This window comes from Methylomonas sp. LW13 (genome assembly GCF_016865255.1).
Taxonomy (GTDB): domain Bacteria; phylum Pseudomonadota; class Gammaproteobacteria; order Methylococcales; family Methylomonadaceae; genus Methylomonas.
On record NZ_CP033381.1, the window covers coordinates 4,222,364 to 4,243,650 of the forward strand.

A 21,287-nucleotide genomic window follows, 5' to 3' on the forward strand; every position below is an offset into this window, starting at 1 on the left:
TAAAGGGCATGCACAAACCATACAGTTTAAAGTCAGGGAGTCCCTATCCTCACGGCGCCCGGGTCAGCGAGGGCGGCGTCAACTTCTCCATCTCCAGCCGCCACGCGACGGACGTGGAACTGCTGTTATTTGCCGAATCCGACAGCATAAAACCTTTACAAGTCATACCCTTACAAAAAGAGAAAAACCATACGTTTTTCTCCTGGCACGTGTTTGTCGAAGAACTGCCGGTCGGCACCTGGTATGCGTGGCGCATCGACGGCCCCGCCAACACGCGCGAATCGGGCTTGCGGTTTGATCGCGAAAAATTATTGCTGGACCCTTGGGCGCGCGCAATCAGCGACAAATTATGGAACCGCGCCGCCGCCTGCAAGCCCGGTGATAATAGCCAACATGCCATGCGCGCGGTGGTGGTAGATGACCGTTACGACTGGGAAGGCGACACACCGCTGGCTATTCGCAGCGAAAAAGCCATTATTTACGAATTGCATGTCGGCGGCTTTACCCGTCACACCTCCGCCAAGGTTAAACACCCCGGCACCTTTATCGGCCTGATCGAAAAAATCCCTTACCTGAAAAAGCTGGGCATTACCCATGTCGAACTGCTGCCTATCATGGCCTTCGACGAGCAAGACGTGCCGCCGCATACCGCCGATCTGGGCTTGAAAAACTATTGGGGCTACAGCACGCACAGCTTCTTTAGCCCGCATCCCGGATACTGCGTCACGCCGGAACAAGGCACGCATATCCGCGAATTCCGCGATCTGGTGAAAGCCTTGCACAAGGCCGGCATCGGCGTGATCATGGACGTGGTGTTCAATCACACCTCCGAAGCCGGCGCCGACGGTCCGGTGATCAATTTCAAAGGCATTACCGGCAACAGCTTTTATTTGACCGACAAGCACGACAAACGCATCTTTCACGACTATACCGGCTGCGGCAACACCGTGAACGCCAACCACCCGCTGGTCACCAACTTCATCATCAGCTGCCTGGAATACTGGGTGCGGGAAATGCATGTGGATGGCTTTAGATTCGACCTGGCCAGCGCGTTGGCGCGCGGCGAAGACGGCAGCGTACTGCAGGATCCGCCGCTGGTCTGGGGCATAGAACTATCCGAACAACTGGCCAAAACCAAGCTAATTGCGGAGGCCTGGGATGCCTCGGGACTATACCAAGTCGGCAACTTTCCCGGCTACCGCTGGGGCGAATGGAACGGCCGCTACCGCGACGTAATTCGCCGCTTCCTGCGCGGCGACACCGGCATCATCGCCGAAGTGGCCACCCGAATTTGCGGCAGTAGCGATCTCTATCAACATCAGCACCGCTTGCCGATCAGCGGCATTAACTTTGTCACCTGCCACGACGGTTTTACGTTAAAAGACTTGTTCAGCTACAACGAAAAACACAATACCGCCAACGGCGAAAACAATCGAGACGGTTGCAGTAATAATCTCAGCAGCAACTGCGGCGTGGAAGGCCCAACCCCCGACCCGGCCATAGTCAAACTGCGGCGGCAACAGGTGAAAAACGCCTTTACGGTTTTGCTGCTTAGCCATGGCGTACCGATGTTGCTGGCTGGCGACGAATTTCTGCACACCCAGCAAGGCAATAACAACTGTTATTGTCAGGATAACGAATTGAGCTGGCTGAATTGGGATAAAGCCAAGGACAATGCCGACGTGCTGCACTTTGTGCAGCAGATGATCCGTTTGCGCAAACGCCATCCGGCCTTGATGCGCCGAAACTTCCTCACCGGCCGAAAAATGGAAGATAAGGATATGGCCGACATCAGCTGGCATGGCCTGGAAGTAGATCAACCGCCGCGTTGGGACGACCCGAACACGCGGATTCTGGCCTTTACGCTGGCGGCATTAGGCAAAGATGAACCCGACCTGCACGCAATAATGAACATGTCCGACAGCAAACACAACCTGCAGCTACCGGAGGTTGAGGGCAAGAGCTGGTGTCTGGCCGTGGATACCGCGCAAACATCGCCCAAAGACATTATCGAGCCGGCCGAGCAAAAAGCACTGAGCAGACCCTGGTATACCGTGGAGCCGCACTCCATTGTGGTGTTTGAAAACACCCATCAAACCGGTATCGATGGAGGCGATAGCGTGGCCAAACGGTCCGCCAGTTTTTTCAGCAAATTGACCGGCATCAAGTTGCTCGACCAGCCGGCGACGGAAATACCGACAAGTTAATGAAACAGCCTGTTGTCAGGGTACGCTATGGTGCGCCCTGACAACAAGCTGCCAAAATCATCAATCAAACACATCCCCCCAATCCGGTGGTGGTGGAGCCTCTTCGGGAGGGGGTTCATCAGAGCTCTGCGACTTTGGCTGCTCGGAATCGGTGTCGGCAAATTGTTCTTCGGTCTCCGCAGGCGGCTCGTCGGCAACCGGTTTTTCAGCCACTTTGGGTAAGCCGTCCAGATAACTATCCAGCAAAAGGCACAGGTTTTCGTAAAAACCGGCCACGGTCTGCTGCTGCATTTGCTGCTCAACAAACCCATACAAAAACTGCTTTTCCGCCGCAATCAGGGTGTCGCTGACTGCTTGCGCGGCTTGTTCGTCTAAGTGATGCTTACCGGCCAAGGCCAAGGCCAACCTGTCGCCGCGCCGCTCCTGCCGGTCCTTAATGTCTTCCAGCAACTCTTCGATGCCGGCCAGCCGCCGACGTTTATGCCGCCGATTAACGACTAACACCGCGATCAAGCCGGTCAACAACACCAGCGATAGCTCTCCTAAGCCGATAAGCAGCAGAGATTGCATCATTTCCCCAGCTCCGTAATGCTTTCACGCACACCGCGTTCGGCATCATGAAAAATTTGCAGCATCTTTTTACTGCTGTTTTCCAACTCTAAGGCGGTCTGATTGCCGCTAAACACTCGGGTATATTCGGCGGACATTTCGTCTATGGTTTTCATCGCGTTATCCAGTTGCCGCACCAGTTGTTGGTTAATCCGCTCCAAGCCGGCCAATTGGTTCGCTTGGGGCGAATCCTGCGCCGCAGCAACCGGCGCAAGCGTGCCCCGATTCGCCAGCAAATTCTGATATGGCTCGGTTAGCCGACCGATACGTTGCTCAATCTCACTCAACAACACCAATTCGCGTTTTAAAAACAAGCGAATAACCCCTTCAAACACAGCGCGTTCTGATGCATTGACTTCTTGCAACAATGGCTCAATCTCCGCTGTAGCCAACCCGCAGTTTTCTTCCAGAAATTGCTCCAACCAGCGAGTCTTCACGATGGACTGCTCTTCAAGCTCGGTAATGAAATGTTCAATTTCGGCCATCTCCTTCCCTCGCCGGTTTCTCGAGATAAAAAACAGCACGATAACCAACAGCGTCAAAACCCCCAACGCCTCCGCCGCTAATATCACTACCACGGAATCGAATGGATTCATGACAATCTCTCCAGTAACTGCTGATGTTTATCTGCTTGGCTTTTTTTCAGGTATCGATAGGTAAAAAATCCACCCACACCCAATATCAGATTGATGGCCAACATGATGCCGCCAACCAACAACCAATTGGTTTCCGGGGCGTCCGGCGGCGGATGTAGCTCATGCTCAGCCTGCTCATGCTGCCCGGCATCGGCTTCGTGATCGGTTTTTTCAGGATCAGCTGATTCGTGATGCGCATCCGTATATGCCGCCGGTGCGGCAGCCTCGACTTTCTCGGCAGGAACGAACCAACTGTCATCGATACTCAGCGGTTTGATCGCCGGCGCCAACGGCTTGCCGGCATGATCTTTAGCCATCACATTAAAATTGACATGCGTGGTGGTCTGCGCCGGCAAACCGGCCAAATCCAGCAGCCAAACCCCGTCTTTATTTGTCAATGCGCGGGTTTCCGGCTCATGCCCGGTTTGGTTAATCACTGCATTGACCACCAAACCGGCGGGATCGATCAGTTTGGTATCCGGTAACAGTTTTAGGGTGACTTGGCGTTGTGCTGCATCGACGTGCTTCTCGACCGTAATCGGCGTGGCAACCACTTCGATCTCATGAATAATTTCCCGCTTGAAGGTCTTGCCGTCGGCAACGATTTTCAGCAAATGCTTGCCCAAACTTAAATGCTCAGTCTTGTGCTGGTAAAAACCGGGTTCTGCAACCACGACCAGCATTTTTGCCGGTGCTTGCTGATCCTGGATCACTTCCAGGGTCAGCATGCCCAGGAAATCGGCGCGGGTTATCAGCTTATCCTTGTCGGTGAAATGCGCCTTAATCGGCAAGGCTTCATTCTCGCCCAGAAAATTAGGTATCTCACTGAGTTGCAATTTCAGGTCGGTGACGATCATGACTTGGTTATCGGGATCGACTTCCGCCACCAAACGCCATTCGCCGATCAAGGGTTGCTTGACGGTGATCAGGTCGTAAGCCTGGCTTTCCAGCCAGGACACGTTGGCGACCATGCTTTGTTTACTGATACTTTTGCCGTCCGGCGCAACCAATTGGGTTGGCGCGGCATGCGGTTTTTTGAACACCAACACCGAAAACTCGTGGATGCCGCTATCGACCTGGAATTTATTATCGGTCAGCGGCAAAGTCTCTTTCGGCGCGGCTTTTTGGGCCATTTTCAAAAACACCCGTTGCAATTGCTCCGCCGATTGCGCGGTTTCCGCCCAGCCGCCGGTCTCGAAAGCCAGTTTTTCCAACAATTCTTTATCGGCTTGCTCGGACAATGCCACGGTTTGTACGTTGATGTTTTGCTGCTGGAGTTTGGGGATCCACTCGCTGAGGATGCGCTCGCGGGAATCCGCGCTTTGCATGATGTCCTTGGAAATGTCCACAAAACCGTCGGTCAATAAAATCAGATGTTTCTTGCCGCCGCCCTTAAAGCCCTGGCTCAGCACCGTCTGAATCGCGTCCTCGATGTGGGTATACAAACCGCGAGAATGAATATTGCCGATGGTTTTGCCGGCTTGCTGTTTCCAGGTTGCATTGACAGCATCGGTAGCGGACAGCGGCGCGGTTTTTTCGGCGAATAACCAAAACGCGGCCTTGGCACCGTCCGGCAACAAATTGACTAACAAACGGCTGGCCTCGACGCGCAGATTGTCCGGATCGTTCTGTTTCATGCTGCCGGATACGTCTATCAACACTTGAATTTCGTCGGCGCCGGCAGCGGCAGGCAAGGGTTGGCAGCGCGCAGAATCAACAGTAACCACCAACACACAGAACACCGTAAAAATAAACGCCTTGAACATAAGTCCGCCGGTAAAAGTTTAGGCAACGGATAGCAAATATAGTCCAAGCGCCTGACTATTCTGTTATTTTTTAATTCAGGCTGCGGCCGGCGTTACACTTTATAATGTTTTCACTATTTCAACCAAAGGAGAACTTATGTCTATCAAACGAATGGTCGATCTGGATTTGGCCGGCAAGCGCGTACTAATCCGCCAAGATTTGAATGTGCCGGTTAAAGACGGCAAAGTCACCAGCGACTTGCGTATCCAGGCCAGCGTCCCGACCGTGGAAGCCGCATTGGCCGGCGGCGCGGCAGTGATTTTGATGTCGCACTTGGGCCGTCCCACCGAAGGCGAGTACGACGAAGCATCAAGCCTTAAACCCGTCGCCGAGCGTTTTTCAAAATTGCTGGGTCAACCGGTACGTTTGGTGAAAGATTGGCTGGAAGGCGTGGAAGTTAGACGCGGCGAAGTAGTGCTTTGCGAGAACGTGCGTTTCAATAAGGGCGAAAAGAAAAACAGCGCCGAACTGGGCCAAAAAATGGCCGCGCTGTGCGACATATTCGTGATGGACGCCTTTGGTACCGCGCACCGCGCCGAAGCCTCGACTCATGCGGTAGCCGAACACGCCGCCGTCGCATGCGCCGGCCCACTATTGGCTGCCGAACTGGACGCGCTGGGCAAAGCCCTGGAAACCCCGGCCCGGCCGTTAGTTGCCATCGTTGGCGGCTCCAAAGTGTCTACCAAACTGACCGTGCTGGAGTCCTTGTCGTCAAAAGTCGATCAATTGATTGTCGGCGGCGGCATCGCCAACACCTTTATCGCGGCTGCCGGTTACTCTGTTGGTAAATCCTTATACGAAGCGGATTTAATTCCGGAAGCCAAACGCTTGATCGCGTCGGCAAAAGAACGCGGCGCGGATATTCCGGTACCTGTGGATGTGGTCTGCGCAAAAGAGTTTTCCGAAAGCGCTGCGGCTACCGTGAAAAACGTCGCCGACGTGGAAGCCGACGACCTGATCCTGGACATTGGACCGGAAACCAGCAAGCAATATGCCAAGATTCTGAAAACCGCCGGCACCATCGTCTGGAACGGCCCAGTCGGCGTATTCGAAATCGACCAATTCGGCGAAGGCACCAAATCTCTGTCGTTAGCGATTGCCGAAAGCCCTGCCTTCTCCATCGCGGGCGGCGGCGACACATTAGCGGCGATAGACAAATACGGCATCGCCGATAAAGTGTCTTACACCTCGACTGGCGGCGGCGCGTTCCTGGAGTTCCTGGAAGGTAAGGAATTGCCGGCGGTAGCGATATTGCAAACTCGCGGCTAAGCGCGCTGGTCTTGACGGGGCTTAAAGTCTCGTAATCTCTAAAATGTCGTACTAGTCGATCTACATGGAGAATTGTTGATCGACTGGTTGCGCCCCCTCAGCAACAACGGCCCTTTTATGTTCGGTTTCACCATGAATATTACGCTGCTAATGGCTCTGTCATTGTTGCCCAAACCTTTAGTTGCGAATTCCGAGAATCCTACCCTCCCAAAGACGGATATCGCCACACCTTCTTTAGGTGAAAATGATTCCTGCGTGTCAGGTCCCTTTGAGACAGATATCGAAAGACTGAAGAATGCAGCCCCCTTGCAAGACATTACGATTGCTGAGCGGAAGGCTGCAAACCTTAGAATCCCAATTGAGATTGAAAAAATTCGTGAGGGTGGCTACTCACTATTTGTTGGCAGTTATATCAACAATGGCCTCATAACGTGGTATGGGTTTGACGTAGAGCGTCGTCTCTTTATCGCTGTCCTTGGGCATATTGGACCGTTGCTAGATAAGGTGCCAAGCGAAGAAAAATTAAGTGACGCGCAATTGCTTCGCTACACAGACGCTGCTGGATATCGTCGAAGTGAATTTGTAACTGTGTCGGATGCGACTCCGGAGCAAGTAAGAGAGTTTTCGTGCTTGGCTAACGAATTATCAGCGACTCACAGGGATCCACAACCTACGTTTCGTAGGATGACGGATACTCTAAAGAAGGAGTTCGTGCTTATCCATAATGGGAATCGGCTGCCTAGCGGTGGAGGCGATGCAAGGCGGAAATCTGAAGGCATGCTTGAAAAATTTGTGGCCAAGCCACTCCGAGAACCAATTATGCAAACATACCGAAAATGACGCGAAACCTCGCGTTGAATGGTTGCCTTTGGGCACTTTCACCTCTCATTAGCAAGCAAGTAGCCTCGATGTAATCGAGGTTTCGAAGACCAACCCCCTTCAATTGCCGATGTGGGTTTGGTGGTCTGTAAGCCGACGCCCTCGATTCCGCTATCGCTGCATCGAGGCTACAATGGCCTGACTTCAATCGACGTAAGGAATGGCGATGGTCGCGTATCGGCGTAATTTCGTGGCGGGTGGCACTTATTTTTTTACGGTGACGTTGCGTGATCGTCGGGCGCGTTTCCTGGTCGAACATGTCGGCGATTTACGCCGAGCATTTGCGCAAACCCGCGCCCGAAAACCCTTCGTGATTGAGGCTATGGTGGTATTGCCCGATCATTTGCATGCCATCTGGCGTTTGCCGGAACACGATACCGATTATCCCGGACGCTGGAAGTCAATCAAGTCGCTGTTCACTCAAGCGCTGAACAGCCATGGTATCGATGTCGGCAAACGGCATGACGGCAGCGCATCCATCTGGCAACGCCGTTATTGGGAACACACCATTCGCGACGAACAGGATGGGTTGCATCACATCGATTACATTCACTTCAACCCGGTGAAGCACGGTTGGGCGCACCGCGTGCAAGATTGGCCGTTTTCATCGTTTCACCGTTATGTCCATCGCGGTTGGCTCCCTCTGAACTGGGCTGGCGAGAATGTTGCCGATCAGAGTTTCGGCGAACCGTAGCCTCGATGAAATCAATGCTCCGAACGCCAACACCCTTCAATTGCCGGTATAAGCTTGATGGCCGGCAGGATAGTTCGAACATCGCCTGACGCCCTACCCTAGCCCGACCGCTTCTGTTTCATCTTTCCGAATGCGCTATGGATGATGCCGTGTTTCGAAAATCACGATTCGACAGCAACAGCTTTGGGCCCCGTAAAGCGTTTCCAAACTGCCAAACCCAGATTTTTGAAATCGTCCAGATAGGTATAAGCCACCGGAATCACCAATAAACTCAGCAAGGTGGACGTCACCAAACCGCCGATTACGGCGACGGCCATCGGGCTGCGGAAGGAGGAATCGGCGTTGCCCATGCCTATCGCAATCGGCAACATACCGGCACCCATTGCAATCGTGGTCATCACAATCGGCCTGGCCCGTTTGTGGCACGCATCCAATAGTGCATCCACGCGGCTCAAGCCCTGTTCGCGGCGAGCAATGATGGCGTAATCAACCAACAATATCGAGTTTTTGGTGGCTATCCCCATCAGCATCACCAAACCAATCAAAGACGGCATCGAAAAGGCCTTGCCAGTCAACAGCAGCGCGACGAAGCCGCCGCCGAAGGACAAAGGTAGCGCCGCCAAAATGGTGATGGGTTGCAGGAAGTCTTTAAACAACAACACCAGCACGATGAAGATGCACAACACGCCGGTCAGCATGGCCAAACCAAAACTGGCGAACAGCTCCCCCATCATTTCCGCATCGCCAATGTTGATGCGTTTGACGCCGGCCGGCAGGTTTTTAATGCTGTCCAGATTTTCCACCGCAGCGGCAACGTCACCCAGCGGCTGGCCGGATAATTCGATTTCGAAATTGATATTCCGCGACCTGTCGTATCTATCGATCACGGCCGGTCCGCTGGACAGTTCCAGTTTCGCCACCTGGCCGACCATCACCGCGCCGATGCCCGGTTTGGCGGACGGCACGGCCAAGCGTTCCAATACGCTCAAATCTTGCCGGCCTTCATCGGCCAGTTTGACGACCATCGGCACCTGGCGTTGCGCCAGATTGAGCTTGGATAAAGACCAATCGTAATCGCCCAAAGTGGCGATGCGCAGGGTTTCCGCTAGTGCCGTGGTGGTCACGCCCAGATCGGCGGCGCGGGCGAAGTCCGGCCTTACCGCTATTTCCGGCCGCACCAGCGCGGCGCTGGAGGCGATGCTGCCCAGGCCGGGAATGGTTCTGAGGTCGCGTTCCAGATTGCGGGCGGCGGCGCTCAAGGCTTGCGGATCGTCGCCGCTCAATACCAACACGTATTTTTCGCCGGAAGCGCCCAATCCCACCTTGGTGCGCACGCCGGGTAGTTTTTGCAGGGCCAGGCGGATATTTTGTTCAATGGCCTGTTTACGCACCGGGCGATCCTGGCGATTGGCCAAGGTAATCGTCAGCGTGGCCTTGCGTACCTCGCCGGCGCCCTGGTTGCCGGCCATCGGATCGCTACCCGCCGAACCGCTGCCGATGGTGGTATAAATCGTTTTTACGTAGTCGATCCTGGCAATCAATTGTCTAGCCGCTTCGGCGGAAGCGCGGGTTTGTGCCAGACTGGAACCGGGCGGCAGTTCCACGAATACCTGGGTTTGCGGATTATCGTCCGCCGGGATAAAGCCGGTCGGCAACAGCGGAATCAAAAACAGCGAGCCGATAAAAAACGCTGCCGCGCCGCCCATCGTAGCCAGACGATGATGCAGACACCAGCCCGCCAACTTCATATACGTGCGCATCACCGCACCTTCCTTGGGCTCAGAATGGTCGAGATTTTTCAGCATATACGCCGCCATCATCGGCGTCAGCATCCTGGCGACCACCAAAGACGCCATTATCGCCAGCGCCGCCGTCCAGCCGAATTGCTTGAAAAACCGCCCAGCCACACCGCTCATAAACGCAGTCGGCAGAAATACCGCGACCAGCGCAAACGTGGTCGCCACCACGGCCAAGCCGATTTCATCGGCAGCCTGCATCGCGGCTTGGTAAGGCGTTTTGCCCATCCGCAGGTGGCGGACGATGTTTTCTACTTCGACGATGGCGTCGTCCACCAGAATGCCGATTACTAACGATAAGGCCAACAAGGTAATCACGTTGAGCGAAAAGCCCAAATAATCCATACCCAGGAAGGCCGGAATCACCGACAGCGGTAATGCGACAGCCGAAATAAAAGTGGCCCGCCAATCGCGCAAGAACAGCCAGACCACCAAAACCGCCAACAACGCACCTTCGTAAAGCATGGTCATTGAGCCTTGAAATTCTTCCTCGACCGGCGTGACAAAGTTAAACGCTTCGGTGAATTCGATATCCGGGTTGGCGACACGCAATTCGGCCAAGGCTTTTTGTACGCCGGCGCCGACCTCCACTTCACTGGCACCCCGGCTACGGGTCACTTCAAAGCCCACTACCGGTTTACCGTTCAGCAGCGCCAACGCGCGCGGTTCCGCTACCGAGTCGTCCACCTTGGCGACTTGATCGAGCCGAATATGGCGGCCATCGGCCAGTGAAAGCTGCAAGGGCCGTATTTCCTCGACCGAGGCCACGTTGGCCAAGGTCCGCACCGGTTGCTCGCCGCTACCCAAATCGATCCGGCCGCCGGCGCTCTCACGCTGGATTTGCCGCAATTGCCGGGAAATGTCCGACGCCGTGGCACCCAAGGCTTGCAGCTTGACCGGGTCCAGCGCAATAGTCACTTCGCGGCTGACGCCGCCCACCCGATTGACCGCACCGACGCCGCGTACCGCCAGCAGGCGTTTGGCGACCGTGTCTTCCACAAACCAGGACAGCGCTTCTTCGTCGCGCTGCGCGGAGCTGACGGTTAAGGCCAAAATCGGCGAACCGGCCAAATCCAGTTTGGTGACAACCGGATCGCGCAGGTCGCCCGGCAAATCGGCGCGGACTTTGGACACCGCTGAACGCACATCGTCCAAGGCTTCCTGCACCGGTTTTTCCAGACGAAATTCGGCGGTAATCGTGGCGCTGCCGTCCTGGACCTTGGAGGTGATGTGTTTCAAACCCTGCAAGGTGGCGATGGCGTTTTCGATTTTCCGTGCCACCTCAGTTTCCAGTTGCGACGGCGAAGCGCCGGGCAGCGAGGTCGAGACCGTGATGGTGGGCAAATCCAGATCGGGGAAGTTCTGGATTTTCATCGATTTAAAGCTGAGCAAACCGGCGAAGCTGAGCAGCACGAACAACATCATGGCCGGAATGGGGTTGCGGATACACCAGGCTGAAACGTTCATTGTGTCACCACCCGCACGCTGTCACCGTCGGCCAAAAACGAGGCACCGCCAGCCACCAACCGATCTTCGGCGGCCACGCCGGCTAAAATTTCCACCTGGTCGCCGTTTCTGCGGCCCAACTGCACTTTGACCTGCTTGACGCGGGCCCGGTCTTCGGTTTGTTCGGTCAACAAAAATACATAACTAAAGCCATCCCGCAGCGACAGCGCCTCTTGCGGCACCGTTAGCGCCGCGGAACTGCCCAATTCAAATTCGCCGCGGGCGAACATACCGGCACGCAAACCGGTCTGCGCGGCACGAGGTAAGTCAACATAAACCAGGCCATTGCGGTTTTGCACATCCAGGGTAGGCGCCAGGAAACGCACTTCACCGTCGATACTGCCAACATTCGGGACCTCTACCCTCACCTTATTGCCTGGTTTCAGTTGCGTCATTTCCGCGGCGGTAAGCTCGCCGCGCCACTCCAAGCGGTTTTGCCGAATCAAACGAAACAATTCCTGGCCTTTGGTGGCGACGGCGCCCAAAGTGGCGCTACGCGCGGAAATCACGCCGTCGTCGCTGGCCAATACTTTGGTGTATTTCAGGCGTAACAATTGCGCATCCAACTGCGCTTTGGCGGATTGCAGTTTGGCCTCTGCGGTTTTCGCGCCGGTCAGGTACTGGTCCACTTGTTGCGCGCTCAATGCGCCGGATACCGAGACCTTGCGCGCCCGCTCGGCGTTAAGCCGGGCTTCGGCCAGATTGGCTTCGGCTTCGGCCACTACACCTCGGGCTTGCGCGACATCGGCCAATACGCTTTCGTCGGAAAAGGTGGCCAACACCTGGCCTTTTTTAACGGCTTCGCCGATTTGCACGTTAACCGCGCTCAGACGCAGATCGCCGATTTCGGCGCCGATCACGGCTTCCTGCCAAGCCGCAATCGAACCGTTAGCCGTGAGACTGAGCGGAATATCATGCGTCTGCGGACGGATCGCGGACACGCTGAGCGCCGGATTGGCAGCCGGTGCTTCGCTAGATGGCGCGGGCTGGCTGACGCGGCCGATCGCTACGCCAATGCCGATTAATAACAGTAAGGCGGCGAATAGCACGCCTATTTTTCCCTTGGTCATGAGTTTCCTCCGTTGAGCATGTCGTTTTGATTCGGATATAAATGCGTGTTGCCGATGGCTCTGAGTTTGGCTGGGCCTGCCGCCGCCGTGTCCGGATTCGGCGACTCGCCAGCATCGGTCCAGCCTCCGCCCGCCGCGCGATACAGCGCGATCCAAGCCCCGACCTGTTCCTGCTCCAGCTCTTCGAGCGCCAGTTCAGAGGCCAGCACGTTGCGGCGGGCAGTTTCCACATCCAGCAAATTACCCAGTCCGCTTTGGTAGAGCGTTTGCAGCGCCTGAAAGTTTGCCCGGTAACCGCTGACCGCCTCGCGGCCTTGCGGCAAGCGTTGGCGGGTGCTATCCAAACGTACCAGGGCATCTTCGACTTCCTTGACCGCCGTGCGCACCTTGGCGCGGAAGCGGCTTTCCGCCGCTTGGTATTGCACCTTGGCGACTTCCACGTCGGCTGCGCGCTTGCCGGCGTCGAACAGCGGCAAGCTCAGCGTCGGCCCTATCGCCCAAGTCTGCGCCAGCATCAGCGCCGCGCCGTTGATGTTTTGCAGGGTCGGGGTGATGTTGCCCGACAGGCTCAATTTCGGAAATTGTTTGGCCCGTTGCACGCCGATATTGGCGCTGGCCTCGGCGAGGTCGCGTTCGGCGGCCGCCACATCGGGCCGTTGCAATAACACCTTGGCCGGTAAGGACGCGATTTCGAACGCTGGCGGAGTGGGCAGTTTCGCCGTCTGATCGGCCGAACCGTTCAGTAACGACCGCAAGTCGGCTTCCGCGAGGCCGGTCATCGCCACCAGGCTTTTGATGGAACGTTCGCACTGGGCTTGTTGTTGCAGCAAGGTTCTGTTGCCTTCGGCGGCGCTGGCGGTAGCCAAGGCTACATCGCCCGGTGAGCGGAACCCGCTCTGGCCGGCAACCGCCGCTACCCGCGCCGACTCGCGGCGCGAATCGCTGTCGGTACGCAATAGTTGCACTTGCGCTTCGCAATAGCGGTAAGACAGGTAGGCATCGGCCACTTCCACCGCTACCGCGACCCTGGCGTCGTGCCAGGAGGCGTTGCGCGATTCCAGTTGGCTTTGGGCCGCTTCCTGCTGCCGGGCCAAACCGCCGAACAAGTCTATTTCCCAGCTGGATTGCAGTCCGGCCGAGAATTGGTTCCAGATGAACGGCGTGCCGCCAAACGAAGACGAGGAGCGTTTGGAGGCGAACTCTGAATCCAGTTTCGGCAGGATGGCCGCATCGGCGCCCACGAGATTTGCTCTAGCTTCTTCGATGCGCGCTCTGGCGTCGGCGACCGAGGCGCTCACCTGTTCGGCGGCGCTTAACAGGCGAGTCAGAGCCGGGTCTTGAAAACGCTCCCACCAGCGCATCAGCTCGGCGGGGTCGCCTTGATGCGCCTGTTGGCGCTTGGCCGCATCGGCTTGCGGCGCTTGCCAGCTCGCAGGCGCCGGCAATGGTTCTGTTTGATAATCAGGGCCGACGGTCGTCAATAAACCGCCGGACCCGCAAGCCGAAAGCAGCAAGGGGATCAGACTCAAACCCAGCGGCCGCGAGATATTATTGTTCATGGTCGCCATCCCGAGCCCGGCGCGCGGCTTCGCCTTCGATCATGGCCAGTGCGTAGCCGGCCAGACGTTCCGCTAGTACGTCGATGTTTTGTGGAGAATTTAAAATTTGCGGGGAAATCATCGAGATGACGTCTTGTCCCACATAGAAATGCACCGCCATGCCTATCATCGCGAAAACCAGCCGATGCAAGTCGTCGTCGATGCCGCTCAATCCCAAATGTTCCTTGAGCAGCAACACCAGGGATTCATGCTGCGGTTTGATTTCCGCATCGATTTCCTGCTGCCAGGCGCCCGTCGGCTCGATCATCTCCCGGAAGTGCAGCTTCATCACAAGCCCAAAGTCCTCGCCTTCTTTCAGCGGCTCCAGGAATTCGCTGAAAAACCGGGTCAATACTTCGGGCAACGGTAAGTCGGCATAGGCCGCGACATCGGAACCGCAACGTGCGTCGCCCATCGGTTCGAAGAATGCGGCGCGATATAGACCGGCCTTATCGCCGAAGTAGTAGCGAATGGCCGAAATATTGGCGCCAGCCGCCTCGCAGATTTCCCGCGTGGAGGCCGCCTTGTAGCCTTTTTCGGCAAACAGCCGCAACGCTGCCATGACCAGCCGGCTGCGTGCGTCGTGAGTTTCGGTTTCGGAGTTTTCAGGTGCGACCATGCTGCCTCTGCGGAAGTGCTTGTTAGAAAAAATCAATCGATCGATTTAAACAATATCAATCAATCGATTGATTGTCAATTTTTGGATTGTGTTTAAAGGACAACTTTTCCTCGATTCCTACCGAAGAATGACTTCCATTGCAGCTGATTTGCACAGAAAAATCAGGTCATATGCCACAGGTAATTGCGTTAAATGACATAGTTTTAAACGTAAGTCTCCCCCTACACCTCCCCTCAACAACCTTACAGCCGAGCACTATTGGAATTGGACGGCTTTATGCGTTTATTGGCACACAGCTTGCGGCAGTTTCCGTCTTTCGTTCACAAAAATCCGGAGCTAGTCGCTTGTCCGTCATCGCCATTAAGCACGATCAGATAGCCGAATTATTTCTGACTCATAAAGAAGCCATCGTCGATTTTTTGCTGCGCAAGGTAAAGTGCCCCGATGCGGCACAAGATCTGAGTCAGGAAACTTATTTGCGTTTGCTGGGCAAGGACAGTCTGACACACACCGACAATCTACCCGGTTATCTGTTTCGTACCGCCGAACGCCTGTCGATAGACTTTATTCGCCACCATCAGCGCAGCGGTGCAAAAACCCAAGAATTGAACGACGAGCTGACTTGCCCGCTGATGCAACCGGAAGACTTTGCCATTCTTAGCCAACAATGCGAACGCCTGTTGCAGGCTATCGCCAGCCTGCCGCGGCAATGCCGGCATATTTTACTGCTGCGCAAGATCGACGAACTCACTTATGCCCAAATCGCCGGAAAACTGGGTATTTCCGAGAAAACGGTGCAACGCCAGTTGGTCAAGGCCATGTTGCACTGCCATCACATGCTAATCGGCACGCAGCACTAAACCGGCCAATCGATGACGGCGCCCAAGCTTTCGCAATCGCCAAAAATTCTTCAGCAAGCTGCGACGTGGTTCGTGGAGTTACAGTCTGAATCCTGTGATGAGCAGCGGCGTCAAGCATTCGCGCAATGGCTTCTGCAAAATCCAGCGCATCAGACCGCTTACGACGACATCGCCAGCCTTTGGGGCAATCTGGACGAGCTAAAAACCGCTGAGGTCGCCGGCTTGAATACCGCGCGCTCCGCAAGGCCCCGCGTCTGGCGAAACGGCAAAATGTTAACCGTTAGCCTGCTGCTTGCCACCGTGTTGACCGGCGCATGGCTGGACTTCAAGGCGCCTAGTAGAGTTTACCAAACAGGCATAGGCGAACGGCAAACCGTGCAACTGGCCGACGGTTCCCAACTGCAATTGAATACCGATACACAACTGCGCGTACGTCTGTCCTGGTGGCGCCGCGAGATCGAGTTGCAGCAAGGCGAAGCCATGTTCAACGTCGCCCATCAGGCCTGGCACCCGTTTACCGTTCATACCGGCAATCTACAAATTAAAGACATCGGCACCGTGTTTAACGTGCGGCATGATAATCACGGCACCGCCGTATCGGTCTTGGAAGGCGAAGTTGCCCTACATGCCGGCCGCAGCTGGTTTGGCGAAAATTTACCCGCCGGCTTCAGCCGCAAAATAGATGCGGGCGGCCACTGGCAAAAACCCGAAAAAACCAATACCAAGCAAGTGGCGGCATGGCTCAACGGCCAACTGTTGTTCGACCACACGCCGCTGACCGAAGTCGTCGCGGAATTGGAGCGTTATCACGCCGTGCGTTTTGCGTTTGCCGATCCTGCCTTGGCCAAGCAAACCCTGAGCGGCAGTTTCAATAGCGCCGATCTCAAGCCGTTTCTGCAGGCCCTGGAAAAAATCCTGCCTATCCGCGTGCAGCGCCAAAAACAAACCGTCGTGCTTTACAGCCGCTAACAAACAGGTGTTCGTGTTTGGGTTAAAAAAATATTCCCCAAACCTGTCCAGTTTGACCAGTCTGCTTCGTTAATGGGGTATGGCGAGTCAAAAAATATTGCCACCCACGACTAACAGGAGACGATCATGGATTGCAAACTTAACACCACACCCGCGAAAAAACCGCGCCGACAGGCGCCCCTGCTGGCGTTGGCCCTAGCCGCTTCAATCGACGCAAGCGCGGCAGGCAGCACCAGCGCAAGCATAGACCTTCCCGCGCAACCGCTGGCAGCGACGCTGGAAAACTTGGCAAAGTCCACCAATACCAAATTGATCTATGCCGACTCGATGGTGCAAGGCTTGCAAGCCCAGCCGTTGAAGGGCCAATACACCGTACAACAGGCGCTAGAAAAAGTGTTAAGTCAGAATGGCTTACAGTACGAGCAAGTAGGCGAAGGCGTCATTGCGGTTAAAAAAGTCCCCGCGCCAAAACCACCAGCCGTTAAGGACGATTCGACTTTCGAACTGGGTGCGGTCACAGTGAGTGATCAAACCGAGAGCATGAAATTAACCAGCAAGGACATTGCCACTTCGGTGGACATCATGTACGCCGATAAAATTGCCGACCAAAACGTATTAACGGCCTACGATTTGTTCCACCGCATGCCCGGCGTTCAAGTGACCCAATTCGGCCAAGGCATCACCACCGGCAAAATGTCGTTTCGCGGTTTCAATGGCGAAGGCCGGGTCAACGCGGTGAAATTGCTGATCGACGGCGTGCCTAGCAACACCAACAGCGGCGACACCTATTTTATCGACTCGCTGTTTCCGCTCGACATCGAGTCCATCGAAGTGGTGCGGGGTACCAACGACGCCCGCTACGGCCTGCACTCCTTCGCCGGCAACATCAGCATGAACACCACCACCGGCGGCAACTACGCTAAGGCCCGGGCCAGTTTTGGCAGTTTCAATACCCACGACATCCAATCCGGTCTGGGCTATGAAAAAGACGGTTTCTCGCAGAACTATCAAATTTCCTACCGCGCCAGCGACGGCTACCGCGACCATAGCGACACCGACAAAAACAGCTTTTCCGGCAAGTGGTTTTACACCCCGGACAACCAAAAATACAAAATAGGTTTGATCGCCCGCTGGAGCGAAGCCGGCGCCCAAGAACCCGGCTATATGACATACCAGGAACAGTTACTCAATCAAACCCAAACCTTCACCCGAAATGCCACTGACGGCGGCAAACGCACGGTTGGTCAGGTCAGCACCCACTTGGACGTCAACCTCAGCCCGACCTTATTCTGGTCGTCCAAGGTCTACGGCACTTTATTCGACGACCAGCGTTATGTCACCTATGGCCCTGGCGCAGCACAGCAAGAACGCGACCGCGACGAAATTCAGTACGGCGCGATGACCTCGCTGACCTACCATCCGGTGGTCAGTTGGCTGGACGACTTTTCGCTGGAAACCGGCTTCGACTTCCAGCAACAGGAAAACAAATATCTGCGTTATCTAACCGATAGCAGGGTTCGCCGAAGCAGCGGTTTGCGTAACGACGAGAAGTGGGACTTCCTGAACTACGGCGGCTACATCCAGGCGATCATCAAGCCTTTCAAATGGTTGAAACTGACACCGGGTTACCGCGCCGACATCGTCGACGGCAGCTTCTTCAGCTATCGCCCCGGCTCAGCGTTCGGCTCCTACCCCCTTAACGACTACGGCACGATTTCGCAACCCAAAATAGGCGCGGTGATTACGCCGATCGAAGGCTACAGCCTTTATGGCAACTGGGGCCGCACCTTCCAGGTCGGCCTGGGCCAAGCCACCTTCATCGGCCGCAACCAAGCGAATATCGGCCCCTCGTTGAACGATGGCTGGGAAGTGGGTGTCAAGCTGAAACCGGTCAATTGGGCCGAGGGCCGGGTCGCCTATTGGTCGCAAAAAGCCAGCAACGAAATTAGCCGCGACCTGGCCAGCGTGGAGTCGAGCCAAATAGGCCCCACACTGCGTCAAGGCGTGGACATTGAAGTCAAAGTTTATCCAACCGATAAAGTCGGGGTTTGGGCGGCGTACTCGTTGCAGGAAGCTAAAGTCACCAATCCGCCGGCGGTTTCGGCTGGCACTATGGAATACGTCTCGGGTAATCAGGTCGTCAATACCCCGAATTATTTGTTCTCGGCCGGCATCGACTACCAAATCCTGCCGCAATTGCGTTCTTCACTGTGGACCAGCGGCCAAGGCGACTACTTTGTCGATCAAGCCAATCAGCGCGGCCAATACGGCGAATACGCCCTGCTCAACCTGGATTTAGGCTACCAGGTGACCAAGGAAGTGGAATTGCAATTTCAAGCTAAAAACCTGACCGACGTTCGCCGGGAATACGTTTGGTACTCCGAATCATTCGGCGCCACCGCCCAACCTTTCTTCTCGCCGGGCGACGGCGTTGCCTTCTACGGCGCCGTCAACGTCAAGTTCGACTACTAAGCTCGTATCACCATGAAATCGACGGCCAACAAGAAGCAGGCTAGACGCCAATTCTGGCTGGCCGTACATTTATACCTCGGGCTGTCGTTGGGCTTGATCATCGCCCTGGTCGGCCTGACCGGCAGCCTTTTGGTGTTTTATATCGATCTGGACGAGTGGCTGAATCCACAGTTGATCATTTCCGAATCCAGCGCCCAGCGGCAAAGCTACGAGGATATTTTTCAAGCCCTACGTCGCGCGGAGCCTACGCGGCAACGCGGCTGGCGGCTGGAAATTCCCGACGATCCGCGGCGCGCCATCACCGCCCGCTACTATAAGCCGCAAGAAACCGAGCATCACGGCTTTGCCCCGCTGATGCTGTCGGTCGATCCTTATACCGGCACGGTCCTCGCCAATCGTTTCTGGGGCGAATTTGCGATGACCTGGCTTTACGATTTGCATTACAAGCTGCTACTGGATAATCCCGGCAAAATTTTGATGGCCATCGTCGGCGGCTTGTTGTTGATGTCCGTGATCAGCGGCGTCTATCTGTGGTGGCCTCCACTACACAAATTAAAGAGCGCTTTGAGCCTAAAGCGCCATGCCAGCCGCGAACGCCTAAATTACGATTTACATAAACTGGCGGGCGTCTACAGCCTGATTGTGATGCTGGTATTGGCAGTCACCGGAGTAGCCTTGGAGATTCCGCAATACGTCAATCCGATACTGGGCTATTTCTCGCCCTTGCAGGCATCGCCCGCGCCAAAATCCGCCATCACCGAAAACAAGCCGGCGCGCATCAGCCTGGATCAAGCCGTCGCGGTCGGCCAAGCCCGGTTTCCGCAGGCGCGCCTGTGTTGGATAGAGACACCGCACGATGCTAATGGCAGCTACCGCATCAATCTGCGCCAGGCTGGCGAGCCTAGTCAGCGCTTTCCCAAAACCAATGTCTGGGTCGATCAATATTCCGGCCAGGTGTTGGCGGTCAGCAGTCCCGACGAACTGGGCGGCTCGGACACCGTCATCAACTGGCTGCATCCGCTGCATACCGGAGAGGCGTTTGGCTTGACCGGGCAATTGCTGGTGTTGGTTGCCGGCTTGCTCTGCCCGCTGCTGTTCCTCACCGGCGTGATACGCTGGCTGCAAAAACGCCGCGGCCGGCAACTGCATCCTCGGCACCAGCAATCGGCAAAAAACCCACCTCTACCGCCCGCCTTACAGAATCGATAAGCTCTCTATTGCCTAGTTGACAGTCAATGACTCAAGTTGTCTGTCAACACCTAAGTATTTGCAGCAAATCCGCTCGACTCATCTAAAATCTGCATAATTACTTGATTTGTTTCGGTGCTGTCTGCTGCAAACAATCGCCGCCTAATTCTTAATTTTTTTGGCCCATAGCTCATGTCTCATAGCAATTCCGCCTCAGCCATCATTTATGCGTTCGCCGCTAATCTGGGTATCGCTTTGATCAAAACCGGCGCAGCAGTCTGGACCGGTTCCGGCTCGCTGCTGGCGGAAGCCATTCATTCCTTTGCCGATTGCGGCAATCAGGTCTTGCTGTTTATCGGCATGAAACGCTCCGCGCGGGCGGCAACCCAACACCACCCGATGGGCTATGGCCGGGAAGCGTATATCTGGTCGATGATGGTAGCGATTACGCTATTCTCGGTTGGCGGCTTGTTCTCTATCCACGAAGGCTGGTTGCGTTTTCAAGAATCGCACACCGTGGAAAACGCCAGCATGGCTCTGGCGATACTGGCTATCGCCGTGGTTTTGGAAGGCTTTTCATTGCGCGCGGCCTTGGGGGCCATGGCAAGCGAACGCGGCGAACGAGGCATGTGGCAATGGTTTAAAGAAACGCAATCCAGCGAATTGATGGTGGTCATCGGCGAGGACTTGGCGGCGCTGATTGGTCTGGTGATAGCCGCGGCGATGCTGGGCTTGACTATGCTTACCGGTAATTCAATGTACGACGCGGTGGGCTCGATGTTGATTGGCGCCTTATTGGTCGTCGTAGCGGTGTTAGTCGGCCGGGAAGTGCATTCTTTGCTGCTCGGTGAAGCCGATACTGAGATTCGCGATGCCGTTCGCGGCTATCTGGAAAAGCAAGGCTGCGTCAATCGCGTACTGAATATTTGGGCTATTAGCCACGGCAGCCAAGTGATGCTGGCCATTAAAGCCGAACTGCTGGCGGATTTAAGCGTGGGGGAAGCTGTTGAATTAATTAACGGAATGGAAAAACAGATCAAAACCGACCATCCCCGCATTAATTGGGTCTTTTTCGAAATCGATAATTCTGATTAAATAATATAGTCAAAT

General features: G+C 55.5%; 16 protein-coding genes. 9 read left to right on the forward strand and 7 right to left on the reverse strand.

The window, feature by feature from the left end:
* Positions 1–8 precede the first annotated feature (8 nt).
* Positions 9–2,207 carry a glycogen debranching protein GlgX gene (gene glgX, locus JL719_RS19020; protein WP_033158413.1) on the forward strand — a complete coding sequence of 733 codons (2,199 nt, stop codon included), beginning with the start codon at positions 9–11 and terminating at the stop codon, positions 2,205–2,207.
* A 60-nt stretch (positions 2,208–2,267) separates the two neighbouring features.
* On the opposite strand, the gene JL719_RS19025 is transcribed toward glgX, so the two are convergent.
* Genes JL719_RS19025 through JL719_RS19035 form a run of 3 tightly spaced genes read right to left on the reverse strand, consistent with a single transcriptional unit; the run spans position 2,268 to position 5,217 of the window.
* Positions 2,268–2,780: a hypothetical protein gene (locus tag JL719_RS19025; protein WP_033158412.1), complete on the reverse strand. Its 513-nt coding sequence runs from the start codon at positions 2,778–2,780 to the stop codon at positions 2,268–2,270.
* On the reverse strand, positions 2,777–3,412 hold the full coding sequence (locus JL719_RS19030) for a hypothetical protein (RefSeq protein ID WP_033158411.1): 636 nt from the start codon (positions 3,410–3,412) through the stop codon (positions 2,777–2,779). Before JL719_RS19030 ends, JL719_RS19025 begins: the two co-directional genes overlap by 4 nt.
* Entirely contained in the window at positions 3,409–5,217 is a 1,809-nt protein-coding gene (locus JL719_RS19035; protein ID WP_033158410.1) for a VWA domain-containing protein, read from the reverse strand. The genes JL719_RS19030 and JL719_RS19035 overlap by 4 nt, the downstream gene beginning before the upstream one ends.
* Positions 5,218–5,353: 136 nt before the next feature.
* Here JL719_RS19035 and JL719_RS19040 point away from each other — a divergent pair, with 136 nt between their 5' ends.
* From JL719_RS19040 to JL719_RS19050, 3 genes are all read left to right on the forward strand, one after another.
* On the forward strand, positions 5,354–6,526 hold the full coding sequence (locus tag JL719_RS19040; RefSeq protein ID WP_033158409.1) for a phosphoglycerate kinase: 1,173 nt from the start codon (positions 5,354–5,356) through the stop codon (positions 6,524–6,526).
* Positions 6,527–6,601: 75 nt separating this feature from the next.
* On the forward strand, positions 6,602–7,366 hold the full coding sequence (locus JL719_RS19045; protein WP_033158408.1) for a hypothetical protein: 765 nt from the start codon (positions 6,602–6,604) through the stop codon (positions 7,364–7,366).
* Between the two features lie 205 nt (positions 7,367–7,571).
* The gene (locus JL719_RS19050; RefSeq protein WP_033158474.1) at positions 7,572–8,099 is read left to right on the forward strand and encodes an REP-associated tyrosine transposase; all 528 of its coding nucleotides are present in this window, start codon (positions 7,572–7,574) and stop codon (positions 8,097–8,099) included.
* A 161-nt stretch (positions 8,100–8,260) separates the two neighbouring features.
* Here JL719_RS19050 and JL719_RS19055 read toward each other — a convergent pair whose 3' ends face one another.
* Genes JL719_RS19055 through JL719_RS19070 form a run of 4 tightly spaced genes read right to left on the reverse strand, consistent with a single transcriptional unit; the run spans position 8,261 to position 14,688 of the window.
* Positions 8,261–11,362 (reverse strand): efflux RND transporter permease subunit, encoded by a 3,102-nt coding sequence (locus JL719_RS19055; protein WP_033158407.1) that lies wholly within the window; start codon positions 11,360–11,362, stop codon positions 8,261–8,263.
* On the reverse strand, positions 11,359–12,471 hold the full coding sequence (locus JL719_RS19060; protein ID WP_033158406.1) for an efflux RND transporter periplasmic adaptor subunit: 1,113 nt from the start codon (positions 12,469–12,471) through the stop codon (positions 11,359–11,361). Before JL719_RS19060 ends, JL719_RS19055 begins: the two co-directional genes overlap by 4 nt.
* Complete coding sequence (locus JL719_RS19065; protein ID WP_033158405.1) at positions 12,468–14,030, reverse strand: efflux transporter outer membrane subunit; 1,563 nt, start codon at positions 14,028–14,030, stop codon at positions 12,468–12,470. The genes JL719_RS19060 and JL719_RS19065 overlap by 4 nt, the downstream gene beginning before the upstream one ends.
* Positions 14,020–14,688, reverse strand: coding sequence for a CerR family C-terminal domain-containing protein (locus tag JL719_RS19070; protein WP_033158404.1), 669 nt, complete (start codon positions 14,686–14,688; stop codon positions 14,020–14,022). The genes JL719_RS19065 and JL719_RS19070 overlap by 11 nt, the downstream gene beginning before the upstream one ends.
* A gap of 344 nt (positions 14,689–15,032) precedes the next feature.
* Here JL719_RS19070 and JL719_RS19075 point away from each other — a divergent pair, with 344 nt between their 5' ends.
* The 5 genes from JL719_RS19075 to JL719_RS19095 all read left to right on the forward strand — a co-directional run bounded on the left by JL719_RS19075 (position 15,033) and on the right by JL719_RS19095 (position 21,272).
* Positions 15,033–15,548 (forward strand): RNA polymerase sigma factor, encoded by a 516-nt coding sequence (locus tag JL719_RS19075; RefSeq protein ID WP_033158403.1) that lies wholly within the window; start codon positions 15,033–15,035, stop codon positions 15,546–15,548.
* A gap of 12 nt (positions 15,549–15,560) precedes the next feature.
* Positions 15,561–16,517, forward strand: coding sequence for a FecR family protein (locus JL719_RS19080; RefSeq protein WP_033158402.1), 957 nt, complete (start codon positions 15,561–15,563; stop codon positions 16,515–16,517).
* Between the two features lie 126 nt (positions 16,518–16,643).
* The gene (locus JL719_RS19085) at positions 16,644–18,989 is read left to right on the forward strand and encodes a TonB-dependent receptor (RefSeq protein ID WP_033158401.1); all 2,346 of its coding nucleotides are present in this window, start codon (positions 16,644–16,646) and stop codon (positions 18,987–18,989) included.
* 12 nt (positions 18,990–19,001) lie between these two features.
* Complete coding sequence (locus JL719_RS19090; RefSeq protein WP_033158400.1) at positions 19,002–20,198, forward strand: PepSY-associated TM helix domain-containing protein; 1,197 nt, start codon at positions 19,002–19,004, stop codon at positions 20,196–20,198.
* A gap of 171 nt (positions 20,199–20,369) precedes the next feature.
* Complete coding sequence (locus tag JL719_RS19095; protein WP_033158399.1) at positions 20,370–21,272, forward strand: cation diffusion facilitator family transporter; 903 nt, start codon at positions 20,370–20,372, stop codon at positions 21,270–21,272.
* Positions 21,273–21,287: the final 15 nt, after the last annotated feature.